Below are 19,354 nucleotides of genomic sequence, written 5' to 3'. Positions count from 1 at the left end.
CGGTTCAGAGACGCTGCAGCTGATGAAAATCAGCAATCAGCATACCCGCCAGATACACCATCAAAATCACCACGCCTGCGTCCAATAAACGCCAGACCTTCGCCGAACGAAATAGCCCCGTCAACCTCTGGCACCCTAACGCCAAAACTACAAACCACACCAGCGACGCGGTCATTGCTCCGCTGGCAAAGAGCGCTTGTTGGCTGACGGGCTTTGCCGCGCCAATAGAGCCAATTAGCACCACGGTATCCAGCCAAGCATACGGATTGGCAAATCCAAGTATCACCGCTGTGCGCAGCAATCCCCGTTGTGAGGTGAGGTTGCTTCGAGTGTCCGGCATCGATTGGTTACGCAGACAAGCCAATAACCGCTGCCAGCCGAACCACAATAGATAGGCCGCTCCCGACAGCAGCAGAAACGCCACGAAACCTGGCTCTCTGCCAAGTAACGAGCCCAAGCCCATGACCCCAAGAGCGATGAGGATGATGTCGGCGAACACGCATACCGCCACCACCCCCCAGACAGGGCTGCGACTGACACCCTGGCGAATAACCAGGGTGTCCTTCGGTCCAGGAGCGGCGAACAGTCCGATGCCCAGTAGCAGGCCTTCGAGATAAAAAGCGTTGAAGTCTGGAGTCATGAAGCGCTCAGCCGCCTGGGTATCAGATCAATTGAAGGGGGTGATTACCGAAGCTGGTATGGCGCGTGTTGGCGGCGTTTTTCAAGTCGATCGGCTGGTGGCGGAAAAAGCTTGTCAGTTCCTGCTCCGAATCAGGGTTGACGAAGTAAATGAGAGAGCTTCGCGGCATTGGTCTCCGAGGCGTCAGAACCGCGTGGTACATAGCGGGAATCGCACAATCCGAGAGCTCGGTCAGTAACGATCCGGCCAAGATTGCTACCTCGTTCTCCAAGAGGCGCACCGGCTCCAACGAGCTGCCTCGAACCAGAACGAGGCCATCACGAGTAGGCTTGATAAAGGACAACAGATGACCATCCTCGTGAGGATCCTGAGCAAACTGGCGCTGGCCCGACCCGGAATTAGCTCCATAGACACACAGTTGCAGATAGGACGCTGCACGCAAAGAGTTCAACGAAGTGGCTCCAAACTCCGCGCAAATTCCGTCCATCAATCCCTGGGCAAGCTCGCTGACCTGTTGTTCAAAAGCTGTGACGACGGCAAAAAAATCACTTCGTGTGAATTCAAAGGCTCTTCGTTTTAATGAATGTGCAGGCCAGTAACAAAATCGCTCACATAGGTCTGGCTGCTCCTCAAGGCTCGAGTACTCAGTGCCAAAGGGGAAAAATCCATCGGTGTCTTTTTCGAAGGAAAACGAGGCTTTGGTGGCTGGTGATATTGCGGGGTATCCATCAACGATTTTTTTGTAATCCAGCAGCATCGCTTCTGATATTTGCAGGGTGCCGAAGCCTGTTTGAGCAATGGATTCACAGCACGCTTTAATGTGGTTCATGGCTATATCCAAAGGTAGATGTAAAGGAATGCAACAAACACTAGGTTCGCAAGCATGCGAGAAACTACGACACTGGATATGACCGGCTAAAAGGGTTCCATCCATGTCCTTCACAACATCGCCAGCGCCAGCAGGTGGCGAGTGTGCATGGTTCAAGACACGGGGCGGCGGACAGGTTGTCTTTTTTGGCGGACAAAGAAATGACGTTCACCTAAAAACGGGAACCGTACACTTCGTATGAATATAAGAACGCGAGATACCCTCAGGTCATTGGTTGCACGGCGCAGCCGCGAATTGGGCAAGCCGCTGACTGCGCTGGCCAAGGAAGCAGGAATTTCCAGAACCTACCTGTACGGTCTAGCGGCTGGAGCGTCCAGGGACCCGTCGGTACGCACGCTGATCAAGCTGGCGAAGGCATTGCAGGTTTCTCCCTTGCTGTTGTTTCGCTACTTCGCTGACCTGACAGGCGCGCCCGCTAATGCGTACTCAATGGCTACCACCAATCGGGCTGCAGGTATTGATGATCCGGATGACGTTGCGGTGTTCAATGCCGATGTCACGACGCCTGATCAAGCCGTCGTGTTGCCGGGGGAAGTTTTTCAGAAAACCTGGGAGATTCAGAACCTGGGGACACGACCCTGGCGCGGGCGACGACTGGTGCGTGTTGATAGGGAATATGTGATTGCCCGCCGCACCGATCCACAGGGTCAGTTGGAGGTTGTGATGGATATTCATTTGCGTAGCCTGTACAGCGAGCTCCCTATTGCCGATACGCTGCCGGGCCAGCCGGTGCATATCAGTGTGGAGTTTGCAGCACCCAAGGAGACCTGCACGGTGGCTTCAGTCTGGAGAATCGAGGATGAGCAGGGGAAACCTTGTTACGGACCTGCGTTCATTTTGCATGTAGTGGTTAACGTCATGGCGCGTTGAGCGTCCGGTAGGCTTTTTCCTTAGTCAATCCGCGCAAACCGCTCAATCATTGGCTGCTCCCGATGCTCGGCCTGCCACAAGTCGTAGGTACTTTGCATCGACGGCCATCGCCATGCGGTACTCACGCCGGCCCCAATAAAGTCTTACTTTGCCCCTAACAGATGTAAGACGTAGATCGAAAAGTAGTGTGAAGCTTCTGTAAGTTCTTTTCCCGAGTTTTGGCTGATTTTCGAGTGCTAGCTTTTGACGCTCAACCCCATCAGCAAGGATTCGCAAATGGCTGTCCCTCCAATGCCCCAAGGCGTTTCGCTGCAAGACAATATCGCCCTGGCCAACAACCGCAGGATGCATTTGAAGCCAGGTTCGGCGTTCACCTATTCATGGTTTTATTCACAAGTCAGAGGGCGTGGCCCTTGGGATTACAAACAGAAAAGTCGCGAGTACGAGGCGTTCGGTAACTTTAACTATGGGGTTACCGGTACGGTGTTGGGGATTCCTGAAGGCGTGTTATTGAGAGCAGCCGGTGCTGCGCAAAAAGCGGCGGGGACATCTCGGCCGGAGTTTGGAGACTGGTGGGGTGATGCGCCTTATGGCGATGACCATAGCGACCAGCACTGGATCAAGGAGGGCATCGAATATGCCAGAGCTCAAGGGTATTAAGTGGCCGGTCCAGGTCTTGCTCAATGGGCTGCTGGTGGTGTGTCTCGGGTACTTGGGCGTTGGTTGGTTGATGAGCCCCGGTACGCCGGAGTTGGATGAGGTCGTACTCAAGCATTCCTTGAGTAACGGCAACTCCCTTTATGGCGTGCGGGATAATCAGGGTGGTGCGACGGTGGGCTTTTCCTACAGGTACTACGTGCATAAGGATCTGGATAATGATCACGAAATACTCACGTCATTGGTCTCGGCACATCCATTTCTAAAAACCAAAGAGCCTGATGTCCAAGTGATCCAGAAGGATGGAGCTCTCCATCTCATTGTTCGTGGGGAGGTTTATGAATACCGCAGCTATCCGCTTGAAGGCTTGGAGGCGGTGAGCATTGATATGAGGCTGTAGGCCTGGGGGCTTCGGATTTCTCCTGCAAGATTTTGGGCCGTGCACGAACTTGTCCCAAACAGACCTACTGAGCAAATGTAGAAGGGGCGTGCCCCGATAGCGGTGGGTCATAAGTGATGTATCAACTGACACTCTGCCATCGGGGGCAAGCCCCCTCTTACATTGAGATCATCTTTCGGCTCGGCTCAGCGTTCGTTGATGCTCCATTACTACAACTGTAATGATCCACCGCCCAGCTTGATTGATAGCCTCCTGAATCACGCCTAGGGTACAGCCCACGACGGCAAACCCGTGGAGCGACCATGACAACCAAAATAACCTCCGACTCGCGCTGGAGGCTGCGGCGTGACGAGAATGTGGCTCGATTGTGCCCGCAAATGCGCGCGGCGTCCTCGGAACGTCACATGGCACTTGCACTCTGATGCCCAAGGCCGGAGGCTTGCGGCCAGTCGTCAACGGTTACGGGAGGTCAGTGACACATGTACCACGGGGAACGATTCAACGCCTGGAGCCATTTGCTCGGTGCTGTCGCGGCGTGTATTGGCGCCGTATGGATGCTGGTGGTGGCCAGTCTGGATGGCAGCCCCTGGAAGATCGTCAGCGTGGCGATCTATGGTTTTACGCTGATGGTGCTGTACAGCGCGTCCACCGTGTACCACAGCGTGCAGGGGCGGCGAAAAGAGATCATGCAGAAGGTCGATCACTTTTCCATCTACCTGTTGATTGCCGGCAGTTACACGCCGTTTTGCCTGGTGACCCTGCGCGGGCCGTGGGGCTGGACGCTGTTCGGGATTGTGTGGGGGCTGGCGGTGATCGGCATTTTGCAGGAGATCAAACCGCGTTCCGAGGCGCGCATTTTGTCCATCGTCATTTATGCGGTGATGGGCTGGATTGTGCTGGTGGCGGTCAAGCCGCTGATGGCCGCGCTGGGCACGGCGGGGTTTATCTGGCTGGCGGCGGGCGGCGTGCTGTACACCGTTGGCATCATCTTTTTTGCCCTGGAGCACCGCCTGCGGCACTCCCATGGGATCTGGCACTTGTTCGTGATCGGCGGCAGCGTGCTGCATTTCGTGGCGATCATGCACTACGTGCTATAGCCGCTGCAGCATCGCGTCGGCGCGCTGGCCGAAGATCTCCAGCAGCTTGGCCAGCGTGTGCGGTGGCGGTTCATCGGCGCGGGTCAGGGCGTAGAGGGTGATCGGCAGCGGTGGGGTCAGCGTGCGGATGCAGGTGGTGGCGGGGGAAGCGCCGAGGGCGGTGAAGGGGTCGATTACCGTTAAGCCGGCGCCGGACTCGACCATGGCCCGCGCCAGGGCGTAGGTCTGCACCGAGAGGGTCACGCGCGGCGGCGGCGTAACGCTTTCCAGATAGTTGTCGAGCCTGGCCGACAGTGGGTCGGCGCTGGACAGGCCAATCAGCGGCGCGCCGGCCAGGTCCGTCAGGGCCAATGGCATGCTCAGCGCCTCCTCGGGCCAATAACCCTTGGAGGCCAGCGCCACCAGCGCTCCGTTGGCCAGCACTTGGGTGGTCAATCCCGGATGGCCGGAGAAGTTGAGGGTCAACGCCAGGTCGATCTCGCGCATCAACAGTTTTTGCACCAGCTCGCGGCTATGGTCGCTGGACAGTTCGCAGGCAATGTCCGGGTAGTCGCGCTTCCATTCCAGAATCGCCGGCGGCAGCAGGGCCAGGGCCAATGCCGGAATCGCACCAATGCGCACGCTATGCCCCGGTGCGCTGCGCAGGCTCTTGGCCAGGCGCCGCACGCCTTGCAGGCTCTCGGTGACTTTCTCGACTTCACGCTCCAGCGCCAAGGCTTCCGGAGTTGCCTGCAATTTACCGCGCACCCGCAGAAACAGCGGAAAGCCCAGCTGCATTTCGGCATGTTGCAGCACCTTGGTCACCGCCGGCTGCGACACATTCAGCAACTGCGCGGCGGCACTGACGGAGCCGGTCTGGCGGATAGCCTGGAAGATTTCGATATGACGCAAGCGCATGGCACGTCCATAACGTTTGTTTATAGGCGACCTATCTTTATTCATTGTCGGTGGCGTGTCACCTGCCCCTACGCTGGGGCTCTCTCAATCAACGGCAGGGGCGAGCATGGCCAGGCAGGTTTGCGTTATCGGCGGTGGGGTGATCGGCTTGGCCAGTGCATACGCGCTGGTGCGTGCCGGTCATGAGGTCACGGTGATCGACGCGCGCGAGCGCCTCGGCAGCGAAACCAGCTTTGCCAACGGTGGGCAATTGTCTTACCGCTACGTCGCGCCGCTGGCCGATGCCGGTGTGCCGCTGCAAGCGATTGGCTGGCTGCTGCGCGGTGACTCGCCGTTGAAACTGCGCCCGCGTCTGGACCCCCAACAATGGCGCTGGATGGCGGCGTTTGTCGGCGCCTGCCGAGGCTCGGTGAATAAACGCAACGCCGCGCACCTGCTGCGTCTGGCGACCCTGAGCCAAAACACCTTGCAGCAATGGCGCGTCGACGATCGTCTGGACGGCTTCGACTGGCGGCGCAACGGCAAGCTGGTGGCCTTTCGCAACGCGACGACCTTTGAGCATGCGCGCAGCAAGGTCACCGACATCCTGCAACAACAGGTGCTGTCCGCCCTGGACTGCGCACGCCTGGAGCCGACGCTGGCGGCGGGCGGTTTTGTCGGCGGTATCTACACGCCAAACGAGGAAGTCGCCGATTGCCATGCGTTCTGTCAGCGTCTGGCGGCGCGTCTGGAGGCATCGGGGCGTTGCACATTTATATTGGGGCGCAAGGTCACCGGTATTCGTCATGCCGAGGGTGCGGTGCAGGCGCTGGAGCTGGGCGAGGAGGTCATGCCGGTGGAGCACCTGGTGCTGGCCGCCGGGCACCGCAGCGCTGAATTGGCGTTGCCTGGCGTGTCGCTGCCGTTGTATCCGCTCAAGGGTTACAGCCTCAGTGTGCCGATTGGCGAGCAGCACCGCGCGCCTAACATCAGCATCACCGACTACGACCGCAAGATCGTCTACGCACGCATCGGCGAACAATTGCGGGTGGCGGCTATGGTGGATATCGTCGGTTTCGATGCCAGCCTTGAGCCTAAGCGCCTGGCGCTGATGAAACGCCAGGCGATCGAGACTTTTCCTACAGCCGGTGACTATAGCCATGCGCTGGAATGGGCCGGCATGCGCCCGGCCACGCCGACCGGTGTGCCACTGATCGGCGCGAGCGTTTACCGCAACCTGTGGCTCAACCTGGGCCACGGCGCCCTCGGTTTTACCCTGGCCTGCGGCAGCGGCCAACTGCTCGCCGAACTGATCGGCCAGCACCAACCTTCCATCGATATGCAGGGCCTGTCGCCCCGCGCCGCGTGAGGACGCATCCATGACCCTCCAACGAATCAACACTAACGAGCGCCTCAGCGGCGCTGTGACTTTCAATGAGCTGGTGTTTCTGTCGGGCCAGGTGCCGGGTGACGGCCAGGACGTGGCGATCCAGACCCGCGAAGTCCTGGCCAGGATCGACGCGCTGTTGGCCCAGGCCGGTAGCGACAAGGACCACTTGCTCAATGCGACCATCTATCTCAAGGACATCGACAGCGGTTTTGCGCCGATGAATGAAGTGTGGTCCGCGTGGCTGTCGCCGGGGATGGCGCCCACCCGGACCACCCTGCAAGCCCAGCTCGCACGGCCGAGCGTGCTGGTGGAAATCAGTGTGATTGCTGTACGTAAATAACCAAAAAACCAACGGAGCATAACAATGAAAAAAATCCTGTTGACCGGCTGCGCGGTGGGGCTGTTATGGGGCGCGCAGGCCGTGGCGAACGAAGCGGTCTTGAGCGGTACGCTGAGCAAGATCGCCAACGCCAAGTCGATTACCTTGGGTTATCGCGACGCCTCGGTACCCTTTTCGTACGTGGGCGACCATAGCGGCAAACCCATGGGCTATTCGGTGGACCTGGCGAACAAGATCGTCGAACGCATCCAGCAGAAAACCGGGGTGCCCAACCTCAACGTCAAATACAACCTGGTGACCTCCCAGACCCGTATCCCGCTGGTGCAGAACGGCACCGTCGACCTGGAATGCGGCTCCACCGGCGTCACCGCCGAACGGCAGAAACAGGTGGCGTTTTCCTACGGGTTTATCTACGTGAAGGGCCAGTTGCTGACTGCCAAAGACAGCGGCATCAAGGGGTTTGCCGATCTGCAGGGCAAGAACGTGGTGACCACCGCCGGCACCACCAACGAGCGCTTCCTCAAAAGCTACAACGCCGAGCACAAGGCCAATATCTTTGTGATCAGCGCCAAGGACCATGGCGAGGCATTCAAGATGCTTGAGACTGGCCGCGCGGCCGCGTTCTACATGGACGACGCGCTGCTCTACGGCGAACGCGCCAAGGCCAAGGACCCGCACAATTGGGTGGTGGTGGGCGAGGAACAGTCCCGGGAAATCTACAGCTGCATGGTGCGCAAGGATGACCCGCAGTTTCTGGCGGTGGTCAACGAGACCCTCGGTGACCTGTACCGCAGCGGGGAAATCAACGGGATTTACCAGCGCTGGTTTGAACAGCCGATTCCGCCCAAGGGCTTGAACCTTGAGTTCCCGATGACCAGCGAGCTGAAGGCGATCATTGCCAAGCCGGTCAGCGATCCGGTGGAGTGATGTGCTGATGTGGTAACCCAATCTAACTGTGGGAGCTGGCTTGCCTGCGATAGCATCACCCAAGTGTTATTGAAAGACCGAGGTGACTGCATCGCGGGCAAGCCCGGCTCCCACACAAGCCCGCTCCCACAGTTTTGATTGGGTTTGCAAAGTAAGGGCGTTAGAAGTCGCCCCAGAGTTGTTGGGCCACGGCCAATGCAACGACGGGCGCGGTTTCGGTACGCAACACCCGCGGCCCAAGGCGGGCGGCGTGGTAGCCGGCGGCTTGGGCCGTTTCGACTTCATTGTCGGTCAGCCCACCTTCTGGCCCGATCAAAAACGCCAGGCTCGACGGCTTGGCATGGCTGATCATCGGTTCAGCCACCGGGTGCAGCACCAGCTTCAGGTCCGCCGCGGTTTGCTTCAACCAATCGGCCAGCAGCAGCGGCGGGTGAATCACCGGCACCGTCGAACGCCCGCATTGCTCACACGCGCTGATCGCCACCTGGCGCCAGTGCAGCAGGCGCTTGTCGGCGCGTTCGTCCTTGAGGCGCACTTCGCAGCGTTCGCTGAAAATCGGCGTGATCGCGTTGACCCCAAGCTCAGTAGCTTTCTGGATCGCCCAATCCATCCGCTCGCCCCGGGACAGGCCCTGGCCGAGGTGGATGTGCAGCGGGGATTCGGCCTGGCCCGCGAAGCTTTCGCTCAGTTGCACGGTGACGCGCTTCTTGCCGACTTCCAGCAAGCTGCCGAGGAATTCCTGGCCGGAGCCGTCGAACAATTGCACGGCGTCGCCTTCGACCATGCGCAACACGCGGCTGATGTAATGCGCCTGGGCCTCGGGCAGTTCTACGTCGCCGAGGCTCAGCGGGGTGTCGGTGAAAAAGCGGGACAATCTCATTTCTGTTCTCTGGGAAATTCTGTGCAGGAGCAAGATAACGGTGGCGAGGGTGCCTAAAAAGGTGGGGAATCAACCCGGATCGCGAAAGCCTGGGTGGAAGTCCTGTGGCACCGCGACGCTGACGCTGCTGTTGGTGGCGATGTCGATGCCTTCGCTGGCCACTTCGGCCAGGAAGTCAATTTGCTCCGGCGTGATCACATAGGGCGGCAGGAAATACACCACGCTGCCCAACGGCCGCAGCAACGCGCCGCGCTCCAGTGCGTGTTCGAATACCTTCAGGCCACGGCGTTCCTGCCATGGGTAGGCGGTCTTGGTGGCTTTGTCCTGGACCATCTCGATGGCCAGCACCATGCCGGTCTGGCGCACTTCTGACACATGGGGGTGGTCCACCAAGTGCGCGGTGGCGGTGGCCATGCGCTGGGCCAGGGCCTTGTTGTTCTCGATGACGTTGTCTTCTTCGAAAATATCCAGGGTCGCCAAGGCCGCCGCGCACGCCAGCGGGTTGCCGGTGTAGCTGTGGGAATGCAGGAAGGCGCGCAGGGTCGGGTAGTCGTCGTAGAACGCGCTGTACACGTCCTCGGTGGTCACCACGGCGGCCAAGGGCAGATAGCCGCCGGTAAGGGCCTTGGACAGGCACAGGAAGTCCGGACGGATGCCGGCCTGTTCGCAGGCGAACATGCTGCCGGTGCGGCCGAAGCCTACGGCGATTTCGTCATGGATCAGGTGCACGCCGTAGCGGTCGCAGGCTTCGCGCAGCAGCTTGAGGTACACCGGGTGATACATGCGCATGCCGCCGGCGCCCTGGATCAGCGGCTCGACGATCACCGCAGCGATCGTGGCATGGTGCTCGGCCAGGGTCTGTTCCATGGCCAGGAACATCGTGCGTGAGTGTTCTTCCCAGCTCATACCCTCGGGGCGCAGGTAGCAATCGGGGCTGGGTACTTTGATCGTGTCGAGCAGCAGCGCCTTGTAGGTTTCGGTGAACAGCGGCACATCGCCCACCGACATCGCGGCGATGGTTTCGCCGTGGTAGCTGTTGGTGAGGGTCACGAAGCGCTTTTTGTTCGGCAGGCCGCGGTTGAGCCAATAGTGGAAGCTCATTTTCAGCGCGACTTCGATGCACGACGAACCGTTATCGGCGTAGAAGCAACGGGTCAGGCCCTCGGGCGTCATCGCCACCAGGCGCTCGGACAGCTCGATCACCGGCTGGTGGCTGAAACCGGCGAGGATCACATGCTCCAGTTGATCGACCTGATCCTTGATGCGCTGGTTGATGCGCGGGTTGGCATGCCCGAACACGTTGACCCACCAGGAGCTGACGGCGTCGAGGTAGCGCTTGCCTTCGAAGTCTTCCAGCCACACGCCCTCGCCACGCTTGATGGGGATCAGCGGCAATTGCTGGTGGTCTTTCATCTGGGTGCAGGGATGCCACAGCACCGCCAGATCGCGTTGCATCCACTGGTTGTTCAGGCCCATCGTGTCTCTCCTCGAAGCGGTCCTGCGACCGGCGCAGGTGAAACAATCGCGCAAGCCTATGCAAAGCAGGGCGGTGTCACAACCCATGGCGTGTGAATTGGCAGTAAACACAGGACGGACTGTCACGTTTCTCAGGAATAGTCCTTAATCCTTGGTTAACTTATCGTGCCTAGGCTCTAGATCGCATTTCTCGATATTTCAAAGCGAAATTTTCCGCTTTAATTCGATAGTTAACACGCTAGTCTTGGGCGCAGCTCTTACGGGATTAAGTACATGCAGCTACGTAACTCACCGGCCCGATATGGCTGGGTCAGTATGGTTTTGCACTGGGGCGTGGCCCTGGTGGTGTTTGGTCTGTTCGCCCTGGGCCTGTGGATGGTCGGACTCGATTACTACAGTGCCTGGCGCAAAGATGCACCGGACCTGCACAAGAGCATCGGCATCACGCTGTTTGCGGTGATGCTGGTGCGGATCGTCTGGCGCTTGATCAGCCCGCCGCCACCGCCGCTGGCCAGTTACAGCCGCCTGACCCGTATCGGCGCGGCGTTTGGCCATATGTTCCTGTACGTCGGCCTGTTTGCGGTGATGATCGCCGGTTACCTGATTTCCACCGCAGACGGTGTCGGTATTCCGGTGTTTGGCCTGTTTGAAATTCCTGCCTTGGTTTCCGGTCTACCGGACCAGGCAGACAACGCGGGTCTGGTGCACTTTTACCTGGCCTGGGTATTGGTGGTCTTCGCCGGTTTGCACGGCGTGGCTGCGTTGAAACACCACTTTATCGATCGTGATGCGACCCTCACGCGAATGCTGGGGCGCAAAGCCTGATGTTCAACCTCGACTCACAAGGAATAGAAAGCATGTTGAAAAAGACACTCGCTGCACTGGCAATCGGTACTGCTTTACTGTCCGCAGGCCAGGTCATGGCGGCTGACTACAAGATCGACAAAGAAGGCCAGCACGCCTTCATCGACTGGAAAATCAGCCACCTGGGCTACAGCTTCATCCACGGTACCTTCAAGGATTGGGATGGCACGTTCAGCTGGGATTCGGCCAAGCCAGAAGCCAGCAAAATCGCAGTCGACGTGAAAACCGCCAGCCTGTGGTCCAACCACGCCGAGCGTGACAAGCACATCGCCAGCAAAGACTTCCTCGACGTCTCCAAGTTCGCTGACGCTAAGTTCGTGTCCACCGCCGTTAAATCCACCGGCGACAAAACTGCTGACGTGACCGGCGACCTGACCCTGCACGGCGTGACTAAGCCGGTGACCTTCAAGGCCACGTTCAACGGTGAAGGCAAAGACCCATGGGGCGGCGAGCGTGCCGGCTTCAACGCCAAGACCACGCTGAACCTGAACGACTTCGGCATCAAAGGCCCAGGCCCGTCCTCCCAGACCCTGGATCTGGATATCTCTCTGGAAGGCGTGAAGCAGAAGTAATTCTGCGTAGTTAAAAAACCGGATCTCAGGATCCGGTTTTTTGTATCTGGAATACGCTCAGTGTGGGAGGGCGCTTGCTACTGGTGGCAGCTCGGTCTGCCTGTTGATACTGATACACAGCTATCGGGGGTAAGCCTCCTCCCATATTTAGTTTGTTGAGCCCAAAAAAATGCCCCGTCTCGAAAGAGCGGGGCATTTTTTATGCTGCGTAGAAACTCAGCGGTTGCGGGTCAGCAACGCTGGTTTTTCGCCACGAGGACGGCCGGGCAATTGATCCAATTGCTCTGGAGTCGGGAAACGATCGACCTTCGACTCCTTGTGGATAATCTTCGGAGCGGGGCCGCCACGCGGGTTCTGCACGGCTGGCTCGGAGGAACGTGGCTGGTCGTCACGGGCCGGGCGGCGATTACGCGAGTCTTCGCGACGGGCCTGGCCATCACGCGGAGCGCCGTTACGCGGGCCGTTGCGCTTGGCTGGCGGGGTGCCGGTGGTGCCGCCGCTGCTGTTACGCGGACCATTCTGACGGCCGCCCTGTGGCTGACCGCCGCGAGGAGCGCCTGCGCCCGCGCCCTGTGCCGGAGCACCTGGACGACGGCCACGGCCCTGGGCCGGCTTGGCCTGAGGCACGTAGTCAACGCGGTTACCGAAGTTATCCACATCGTCGTCGAGGAACTCGTCCGGAGCGCGGTCAGCGGCGGCGCGTGGCGGTTGGCTCGGCTGGCGCTGTTCGCGGGCCGGGGTGCCTTCGCGGGGCTTTTGCTCGCGGGCCGGGCGTTCGCCACGGCCGTTGCTGGCGGATTTTTCCTTGCCCTTGTCCTTGCCCTTATCGCGACGACCGCCGCCACCGCCACCGCCGTTCGGGCCATCGCCCTTCGGACCGCGCGGGTTGCGTGGGTTACGCACATCGGGACGCTCGCGCGCTTCAGGCTTCTCGGCTTCTACGGTACTGGCATCGAAGCCCATCAGGTCGCCGTCGGCGATTTTCTGCTTGGTCATGCGCTCGATGCTTTTCAGCAGTTTTTCTTCGTCCGGCGCCACCAGGGAGATGGCTTCGCCCGAACGACCGGCGCGGCCGGTACGGCCGATACGGTGCACGTAGTCCTCATCGACGTTCGGCAGCTCGAAGTTGACCACATGTGGCAATTGGTCGATATCCAGGCCGCGGGCGGCGATATCGGTGGCCACCAGGATACGCACGGTGCCGGCCTTGAAGTCGGCCAGGGCTTTGGTGCGCGCGTTCTGGCTCTTGTTGCCGTGGATGGCGACGGCGGTCAGGCCGTGCTTGTCCAGGTACTCGGCCAGGCGGTTGGCGCCATGCTTGGTGCGGGTGAACACCAGCACCTGTTCCCAGGCGCCAGCGGTGATCAGGTGGGCCAGCAGCGCGCGTTTGTGGCTGGCGGGCAGGCGGAACACGCGTTGCTCGATACGCTCGACCGTGGTGTTCGGCGGCGTGACTTCGATGCGCTCCGGGTTGTGCAGCAGCTTGCCGGCCAGGGCGGTGATGTCCTGGGAGAACGTTGCCGAGAACAGCAGGTTCTGACGTTTGGCCGGCAGGCGGGCGAGGACTTTCTTCACGTCATGGACGAAGCCCATGTCGAGCATACGGTCGGCTTCGTCCAGCACGAGGATTTCTACGTGGGACAAATCGACGCTGCCCTGGCCGCACAAATCGAGCAAACGACCGGGGCACGCCACCAGCACGTCGACACCACGGGACATGGCCTGAACCTGAGGGTTCATGCCGACGCCGCCGAAGATGCAGGCGCTGACGAACTTCAGGTCGCGGGCATACAGCTTGAAGCTGTCATGGACCTGGGCGGCGAGTTCGCGGGTAGGGGTCAGGACCAGTACGCGCGGTTGGCGCGGGCCGTGACGCTGGGATTTGTCCGGGTGACCGTTGGGGAACAACCGCTCCAGGATCGGGAGGGCGAAACCGCCGGTTTTACCAGTACCTGTCTGGGCTGCGACCATCAGGTCGCGACCTTGCAACACGGCGGGAATGGCCCGCTGTTGCACGGGAGTAGGCTCGGTATAGCCCGCCGCCTCGATGGCGCGGACTAAAGCCTCGGAGAGACCGAGGGAAGCAAAGGACATGAGTAATCCTGTTTTAGTTAGGGCTTGGCCCAAAGGGATAATCTTGCCGGGCGTGAATGGCGCTTAGGGGAGCGAAATCCCGTCCGGTCCTGCTGCGTCTGGCGAGCACTCCACCGGCTCGCGCGGGCTGCAAAGCTGCGCTGTAGCGGGGTTGGGTGCCTTTTTCAAGACCTCAGCGGCCGGGCGTAAGCCTGGCGGAAAGGCCGGAGTATAACAGAGCAATCACGGCGCGCTGCTTTCCTGCTGCTCAACGGTGCGTTCTGCAGCTGCAATACCGGGGATTCCGCCGTATCGGGCGCTCAAGGCGGCATAGTCAGGCTCTTGTTTGAAACGCTTTAATTCGGCAGCAAAACGCTGCACCAGCAGGTCCATGCCCGCGCCACGGCGTACGGCCAGAAACTGCGGTTGGCGGCTGACCACCAGCGGCGCCTGGCTGACCTTGCCCTCCAGGCCCAATGTTTTGATCAGATGCTGGCCGACCCGGCGATCGGTGATCAGTAGATCGATACGCCCCAGCAGCAATTTGCCGAAGTTCGCCTCGTGGCTCGGCGCCGATTCGCGATTGAACAGCGCCGAATCGCTGAATTCAGCCCCGTACAGGTAACCCGGCGAGGTGCCCACTGTCAGCCCGCGCAGGTCATCCAGATGCTGCGCCGGGTGGGGGCGCTCGTTGGCATAGAACAGCACGAAGTCCACGTCCGACAGCGGTTCGCTGGGGTACAGCAACTGGGCGTCGCGCGCCTGGCTGTGGAAAATATCCAGCGCGCCGTCGGCGTGGCCTTGGTCCAACATCGCCAGGCAGCGTTTCCAGGGCAGGAATTGCCACTGTACCTCGACCCCGAGACGCTGGAACACAATGACGGTGGTTTCATAGTCCAGCCCGTACATGGCGCCCTGGTCTTCATACACATAAGGTGCCCACGGCTCGGTGACAATGCGCAATTTCTCGCCATAAGCGGCCAGACTCAGGCAAGTGAAAAGCGCAGCGGTCAACAGCTTCAGAAGGGCGTGCATGCCCTGAGGTTACGATGCCACTGCGTTAAAGAGAAGCTCTGGCATGCGCATCCGGCGGATAGCGTTATTTGGCCGGAGACGTCATCAAGTGTTCGTAGATCGCGGTACGCCGCTCACCGAGAATCAAGCGGACGACGGGATTGGCAAACCAATGTTCCAATTGGTGAGCGTCGATCGGGTGTTTCTGTCGCTCTTCCTGGTTCTGTCGTGCCTTGTCCCACCAGACCGGGCCACATGCCTGGTCGAATTCATTCTCGTGCTCGTAGCAGCCGTAAAGGATTTCGCGAATGAACTGTTGCTGGTGCTTGGGCAGGACCAGCGTGATCATCTTGTACATCAGGCGCTGCATGCGTGGTGGTCGTGGCAGGTGGGCGGAGACCTGGCGGGTATCGGCCAGGGCTTGAGCGCTGGTGGGCGCCGACTGGTGCTTGGCGATCCAGGCTTTGACCTTGGCGCGAAACAGTTGCTTGCGGCTCCAGTAGTGATGGATCAGGTCCGGACACTCGCGCACCTTGACCGTACGGTAAGCGGCGATCGACAGGCAGAACTCTTCCAAGGTGTACGCGCCCTGGGCATGGGGGAACAGTTCATCCATCAAGGCGATGGAGTGATCCAGAATCGGGACATCCTGCTGTGTCAGTCCCATGACCCCGGAGTTGAGCGTCATCATCTGATCGTCGGCCACGCCCATGTCGAGCAGACGCTGGTGCAGGGCGGTATAGAGGATGCTCTCGCGGTTTTCACCGTACTGGGTGTAGAAAGCGTTGCACAGCAGCGTGCCCGGCTGCACGCGCTCGAACAGTTCAAGGGGGGAGCGATGGAAGAAGGTGTCTGTGTCGATCAGCAGCGCCACCGCCGACTCTTCAAGCACCTGGCGCAACGCTACATGTTTGGTGCGGAAGTGATAACCGTGGGGCTCGCACCAGCGTTTACGCGTGGCCTCGTCCAGCGGGCGCACGCGTACGGGCAGCAGGCGATAGGGCTCGGGGTCGTCGCTGAATACCTGAATATCCACGGCATCGGGGGTTTCCTGCAGAAACGCCAGGGCACTGGCGATGCTGAACACGGCTTCCTGGTGGTAGGTCTGCGCACCGAAAACCAGATAGACCAACTGCGGGCGGGAAGTCGTAGGCACTGTATTCATGGACTGCGGGTTTCCGTGGACATGTAAAACGACAAAGGCCCTCGTCGAAACGAGGGCCTTGGTTCAGCCGGAAAGACTTCAGCGTGGCAGCTTGAGGTTGTTCCAGATGGCAAGGCTGGGTTCAGCCTGGTTCAGGGTATAGAAGTGCAACCCTGGTGCGCCACCTTGTAACAAACGCTCACACATCTCGGTGATAACCTGCTCGCCGAACGCCTGAATGCTCTTGACGTCGTCGCCATAGGCTTCCAGTTGCTTGCGAACCCAGCGTGGGATCTCTGCGCCGCAAGCGTCGGAGAAACGCGCCAATTTGCTGTAGTTAGTGATCGGCATGATGCCCGGCACGATTGGGATATCCACACCGAGAGCCCGTACACGCTCGACAAAGTAGAAGTAGCTGTCAGCGTTGAAGAAGTACTGGGTGATCGCACTGTTCGCGCCGGAGTTCGCCTTACGCACGAAATTCTGCAAATCGTCTTCGAAATTGCGCGCCTGGGGATGCATCTCCGGGTAAGCAGCTACTTCAATATGGAAGTGATCGCCGCTTTCTTCACGGATGAAACTCACCAGGTCATTGGCGTGGCGCAGCTCACCGCTGGCCATGCCCATACCGGACGGCAAATCGCCACGCAGAGCGACGATGCGCTTGATCCCGGCGTCTTTGTACTGGGTCAGCAGGCCGCGCAGGTCGGCCTTGCTGTCGCCCACGCACGACAAGTGCGGTGCGGCGGGAATATTGACCTGGCTTTCCAGCTGCAACACGGTGTTGATCGTGCGGTCGCGGGTCGAGCCGCCGGCACCGTAGGTGCAGGAGAAAAAGTCGGGTTGGTAGCTGGCCAATTGCGCGGCAGTGGCCATCAGTTTTTCATGCCCAGCATCGGTCTTGGTCGGGAAGAACTCGAAGCTGTAGCGACGGTCTTGGGACATGGTCATACCCTTTGAAACTCATAAAGCCGAAGGTGAACGCTGCAAGAACGAGCTTGTTATGGCGCAGGAGATTGCTCTGCGACCACAGCAAGCCCGTCCTACAGACGGACCAGCCGGTTACTTAGTAGCGATAAGCGTGCGGCTTGAACGGACCTTCGACAGTCACGCCGATGTAATCGGCTTGGGTCTTGGTCAGCTTGGTCACCACGCCGCCGAAGCCGCGAACCATTTCCAGGGCCACTTCTTCGTCGAGTTTCTTAGGCAGTACTTCCACGGTCAGGCGCTCGGCTTTCTGGGCAGGCGACAGGTCGGCGTACTTTTGTTCGAACAGGAAGATCTGCGCCAGCACCTGGTTGGCGAAGGAGCCGTCCATGATGCGGCTTGGGTGGCCGGTGGCGTTGCCCAGGTTAACCAGGCGGCCTTCGGCCAGCAGGATCAGGTAATCGTCATTCTGTGGATCGAAATCCCCAGCGCCGGTACGGTGAACCTTGTGCACTTGAGGTTTTACTTCTTCCCATGCCCAGTTCTTGCGCATGAAAGCGGTGTCGATCTCATTGTCGAAGTGACCGATGTTGCACACCACGGCGCGCTTTTTCAGGGCCTTGAGCATGTTGGCATCGCAGACATTCACGTTACCGGTGGTGGTGACGATCAGGTCGATCTTGCCCAGCAGGGCTTTGTCGATGCTGGCTTCGCTGCCGTCGTTGACTCCGTCGATGAATGGCGAAACCACTTCGAAACCGTCCATGCAGGCCTGCATGGCGCAGATCGGGTCGACTTCGGACACTTTAACGATCATGCCTTCCTGACGCAGGGACTGGGACGAACCCTTGCCCACGTCACCGTAGCCGATCACCAGGGCTTGCTTGCCTGAAAGCAGGTGGTCGGTGCCGCGCTTGATGGCGTCGTTGAGGCTGTGACGGCAGCCGTACTTGTTGTCGTTCTTGCTTTTGGTCACCGAGTCGTTGACGTTGATGGCCGGGATTTTCAGCTCGCCCTTGGCCAGCATGTCCAGCAGGCGGTGTACGCCGGTGGTAGTTTCTTCGGTCACGCCATGGACGCGATCGAGGATCTGCGGGTATTTCTTGTGCAGCAACTCGGTCAGGTCGCCGCCGTCGTCGAGGATCATGTTGGCATCCCATGGCGCGCCATCCTTGAGGATGGTTTGCTCCAGGCACCACTCGTATTCCTCTTCGGTCTCGCCTTTCCAGGCGAACACCGGAATACCGGCAGCAGCGATAGCGGCGGCGGCCTGGTCTTGAGTCGAGAAGATGTTGCAGGACGACCAACGCACTTCGGCACCCAGGGCAACCAGGGTTTCGATCAGCACGGCGGTTTGAATGGTCATGTGGATGCAGCCGAGGATCTTCGCGCCTTTGAGCGGTTGCTCGGCGGCGTACTTGCGACGTAGGCCCATCAGGGCAGGCATTTCGGATTCGGCGATAAAGGTTTCGCGACGGCCCCAGGCAGCGAGGGACATATCGGCGACTTTGTAGTCGGTGAAATCTGCAGGCGTGTTGACAGCGCTCATGAAGAGCCTCCATTCGTAGTGTGCGAATGGGCGCCGTTGTGCGTTTAGTATCAGGCCAGGGCAACCAGGCCGGACAACGCCCCATCCGAGCCTGACAGGTTGAACCTGCTGCAGCGCCCCTCGGACAGGTGGCGGGAAAACGGTAACAATTGAAGATGACCGTTTTGAAACGGGTGGGATTATAGCTGCGCATTCCAGACTTCCCAAGCCTTTCCGTCACCGGCATGAAGATCGCTCATGGCCGCTATAGGCAATGGTTCATAGAGCTTGGGCCCGGCCTCTGCCATGATGTTGCCCATCATTCGGCAAGACGCTTTGGAGTGACCATGAACTTCCACACCCGCAAATGGGTAAAACCTGAAGACCTCAACCCCAACGGCACACTGTTCGGTGGCAGCCTGCTGCGCTGGATTGACGAAGAAGCCGCGATCTATGCGATTGTCCAGTTGGGCAACCAGCGGGTCGTCACCAAGTACATCTCCGAAATCAACTTTGTCAGCGCCTCGCGCCAGGGCGACATCATTGAGTTGGGTATCACCGCCACTGAATTCGGTCGCACCTCGATTACCCTGACCTGCGAAGTGCGCAACAAGATCACCCGCAAAAGCATCCTCACCGTGGAGAAAATGGTATTCGTCAATCTGGGCGAAGACGGGCTGCCGGCGCCCCATGGGCGGACCGAGATCAAGTACGTGAAGGATCAGTTCAAGGAAGACAGCCCGCCTGAATAACCTCAGCCCGGGTTGATTTGCATTGCCAAATTATTCCG

General features: G+C 59.6%; 20 protein-coding genes, 1 pseudogene and 1 riboswitch. Of the genes and pseudogenes, 10 read left to right on the top strand and 11 right to left on the bottom strand.

Features of this window, described 5'->3' with window-relative positions; genetic code table 11:
* Positions 1-4: 4 nt before the first annotated feature.
* Together YA0848_RS27705 and YA0848_RS27700 are read right to left on the bottom strand one after the other, a co-directional pair.
* The gene (locus tag YA0848_RS27705) at positions 5-640 is read right to left on the bottom strand and encodes a LysE/ArgO family amino acid transporter (RefSeq protein ID WP_034101252.1); all 636 of its coding nucleotides are present in this window, start codon (positions 638-640) and stop codon (positions 5-7) included.
* Between the two features lie 22 nt (positions 641-662).
* The gene (locus YA0848_RS27700) at positions 663-1,469 is read right to left on the bottom strand and encodes a 2OG-Fe(II) oxygenase family protein (RefSeq protein WP_047881714.1); all 807 of its coding nucleotides are present in this window, start codon (positions 1,467-1,469) and stop codon (positions 663-665) included.
* 294 nt (positions 1,470-1,763) lie between these two features.
* On the opposite strand from YA0848_RS27700, the gene YA0848_RS27695 reads away from it, so the two are divergent.
* Positions 1,764-2,399, top strand: a complete 636-nt coding sequence (locus YA0848_RS27695) for an NBR1-Ig-like domain-containing protein (RefSeq protein WP_232925197.1) — start codon at positions 1,764-1,766, stop codon at positions 2,397-2,399.
* Positions 2,400-2,419: 20 nt separating this feature from the next.
* Here YA0848_RS27695 and YA0848_RS36195 read toward each other — a convergent pair.
* Positions 2,420-2,530: pseudogene (locus YA0848_RS36195) on the bottom strand (HigA family addiction module antitoxin); the annotation flags it as partial.
* A gap of 145 nt (positions 2,531-2,675) precedes the next feature.
* Here YA0848_RS36195 and YA0848_RS27690 point away from each other — a divergent pair.
* The 3 genes from YA0848_RS27690 to trhA all read left to right on the top strand — a co-directional run bounded on the left by YA0848_RS27690 (position 2,676) and on the right by trhA (position 4,553).
* The gene (locus YA0848_RS27690; protein ID WP_047881713.1) at positions 2,676-3,059 is read left to right on the top strand and encodes a polymorphic toxin type 44 domain-containing protein; all 384 of its coding nucleotides are present in this window, start codon (positions 2,676-2,678) and stop codon (positions 3,057-3,059) included.
* On the top strand, positions 3,037-3,456 hold the full coding sequence (locus YA0848_RS27685) for a hypothetical protein (RefSeq protein ID WP_047881712.1): 420 nt from the start codon (positions 3,037-3,039) through the stop codon (positions 3,454-3,456). Before YA0848_RS27690 ends, YA0848_RS27685 begins: the two co-directional genes overlap by 23 nt.
* Before the next feature lie 479 nt (positions 3,457-3,935).
* Positions 3,936-4,553, top strand: a complete 618-nt coding sequence (trhA, locus tag YA0848_RS27680) for a PAQR family membrane homeostasis protein TrhA (protein ID WP_034101246.1) — start codon at positions 3,936-3,938, stop codon at positions 4,551-4,553.
* Here the strand turns inward: trhA and YA0848_RS27675 are convergent.
* A complete protein-coding gene (locus tag YA0848_RS27675) occupies positions 4,548-5,450 on the bottom strand; it encodes a LysR family transcriptional regulator (protein ID WP_034115346.1) in 903 nt (300 codons plus the stop codon). The genes trhA and YA0848_RS27675 overlap by 6 nt on opposite strands.
* A 106-nt stretch (positions 5,451-5,556) precedes the next feature.
* Here YA0848_RS27675 and YA0848_RS27670 point away from each other — a divergent pair, with 106 nt between their 5' ends.
* From YA0848_RS27670 to YA0848_RS27660, 3 genes are read left to right on the top strand one after another with little or no spacing between them, the layout of a single operon-like run.
* On the top strand, positions 5,557-6,798 hold the full coding sequence (locus YA0848_RS27670) for a D-amino acid dehydrogenase (RefSeq protein ID WP_169903006.1): 1,242 nt from the start codon (positions 5,557-5,559) through the stop codon (positions 6,796-6,798).
* Positions 6,799-6,808: 10 nt separating this feature from the next.
* Positions 6,809-7,159 carry a RidA family protein gene (locus tag YA0848_RS27665; protein ID WP_047881710.1) on the top strand — a complete coding sequence of 117 codons (351 nt, stop codon included), beginning with the start codon at positions 6,809-6,811 and terminating at the stop codon, positions 7,157-7,159.
* A gap of 24 nt (positions 7,160-7,183) precedes the next feature.
* Positions 7,184-8,086 (top strand): transporter substrate-binding domain-containing protein, encoded by a 903-nt coding sequence (locus YA0848_RS27660; RefSeq protein ID WP_047881709.1) that lies wholly within the window; start codon positions 7,184-7,186, stop codon positions 8,084-8,086.
* A 160-nt stretch (positions 8,087-8,246) separates the two neighbouring features.
* Here the strand turns inward: YA0848_RS27660 and YA0848_RS27655 are convergent, their stop codons facing one another.
* Entirely contained in the window at positions 8,247-8,966 is a 720-nt protein-coding gene (locus YA0848_RS27655) for a 16S rRNA (uracil(1498)-N(3))-methyltransferase (RefSeq protein WP_034101241.1), read from the bottom strand.
* A 69-nt stretch (positions 8,967-9,035) separates the two neighbouring features.
* The gene (locus tag YA0848_RS27650) at positions 9,036-10,442 is read right to left on the bottom strand and encodes an adenosylmethionine--8-amino-7-oxononanoate transaminase (protein WP_034101240.1); all 1,407 of its coding nucleotides are present in this window, start codon (positions 10,440-10,442) and stop codon (positions 9,036-9,038) included.
* A gap of 273 nt (positions 10,443-10,715) precedes the next feature.
* Between YA0848_RS27650 and YA0848_RS27645 the strand changes: the two genes are divergently transcribed.
* Together YA0848_RS27645 and YA0848_RS27640 are read left to right on the top strand one after the other, a co-directional pair.
* Complete coding sequence (locus YA0848_RS27645) at positions 10,716-11,267, top strand: cytochrome b (RefSeq protein ID WP_034101239.1); 552 nt, start codon at positions 10,716-10,718, stop codon at positions 11,265-11,267.
* 32 nt (positions 11,268-11,299) lie between these two features.
* A complete protein-coding gene (locus YA0848_RS27640) occupies positions 11,300-11,878 on the top strand; it encodes a YceI family protein (RefSeq protein ID WP_034139649.1) in 579 nt (192 codons plus the stop codon).
* 216 nt (positions 11,879-12,094) lie between these two features.
* On the opposite strand, the gene YA0848_RS27635 is transcribed toward YA0848_RS27640, so the two are convergent.
* The 5 genes from YA0848_RS27635 to ahcY form a co-directional block, all read right to left on the bottom strand.
* Complete coding sequence (locus tag YA0848_RS27635) at positions 12,095-13,972, bottom strand: DEAD/DEAH box helicase (RefSeq protein WP_034101237.1); 1,878 nt, start codon at positions 13,970-13,972, stop codon at positions 12,095-12,097.
* 222 nt (positions 13,973-14,194) lie between these two features.
* On the bottom strand, positions 14,195-14,986 hold the full coding sequence (locus YA0848_RS27630) for a substrate-binding periplasmic protein (RefSeq protein WP_047881708.1): 792 nt from the start codon (positions 14,984-14,986) through the stop codon (positions 14,195-14,197).
* Positions 14,987-15,050: 64 nt separating this feature from the next.
* The gene (locus YA0848_RS27625) at positions 15,051-16,130 is read right to left on the bottom strand and encodes a hypothetical protein (protein WP_169867576.1); all 1,080 of its coding nucleotides are present in this window, start codon (positions 16,128-16,130) and stop codon (positions 15,051-15,053) included.
* A 78-nt stretch (positions 16,131-16,208) separates the two neighbouring features.
* Positions 16,209-17,054, bottom strand: coding sequence for a methylenetetrahydrofolate reductase [NAD(P)H] (metF, locus tag YA0848_RS27620; protein WP_034101762.1), 846 nt, complete (start codon positions 17,052-17,054; stop codon positions 16,209-16,211).
* A 121-nt stretch (positions 17,055-17,175) separates the two neighbouring features.
* Positions 17,176-18,585, bottom strand: a complete 1,410-nt coding sequence (gene ahcY, locus YA0848_RS27615; RefSeq protein WP_034139646.1) for an adenosylhomocysteinase — start codon at positions 18,583-18,585, stop codon at positions 17,176-17,178.
* Between the two features lie 21 nt (positions 18,586-18,606).
* Positions 18,607-18,713: riboswitch (S-adenosyl-L-homocysteine riboswitch) on the bottom strand.
* Between the two features lie 198 nt (positions 18,714-18,911).
* Between ahcY and YA0848_RS27610 the strand changes: the two genes are divergently transcribed.
* A complete protein-coding gene (locus tag YA0848_RS27610) occupies positions 18,912-19,316 on the top strand; it encodes an acyl-CoA thioesterase (protein WP_034101233.1) in 405 nt (134 codons plus the stop codon).
* Positions 19,317-19,354 lie beyond the last annotated feature (38 nt).

The organism is Pseudomonas sp. S4_EA_1b, assembly GCF_016307435.1.
Taxonomy (GTDB): Bacteria; Pseudomonadota; Gammaproteobacteria; order Pseudomonadales; family Pseudomonadaceae; genus Aquipseudomonas; species Aquipseudomonas rhodesiae.
This window is presented reverse-complemented; position numbering and strand designations above follow the sequence as displayed.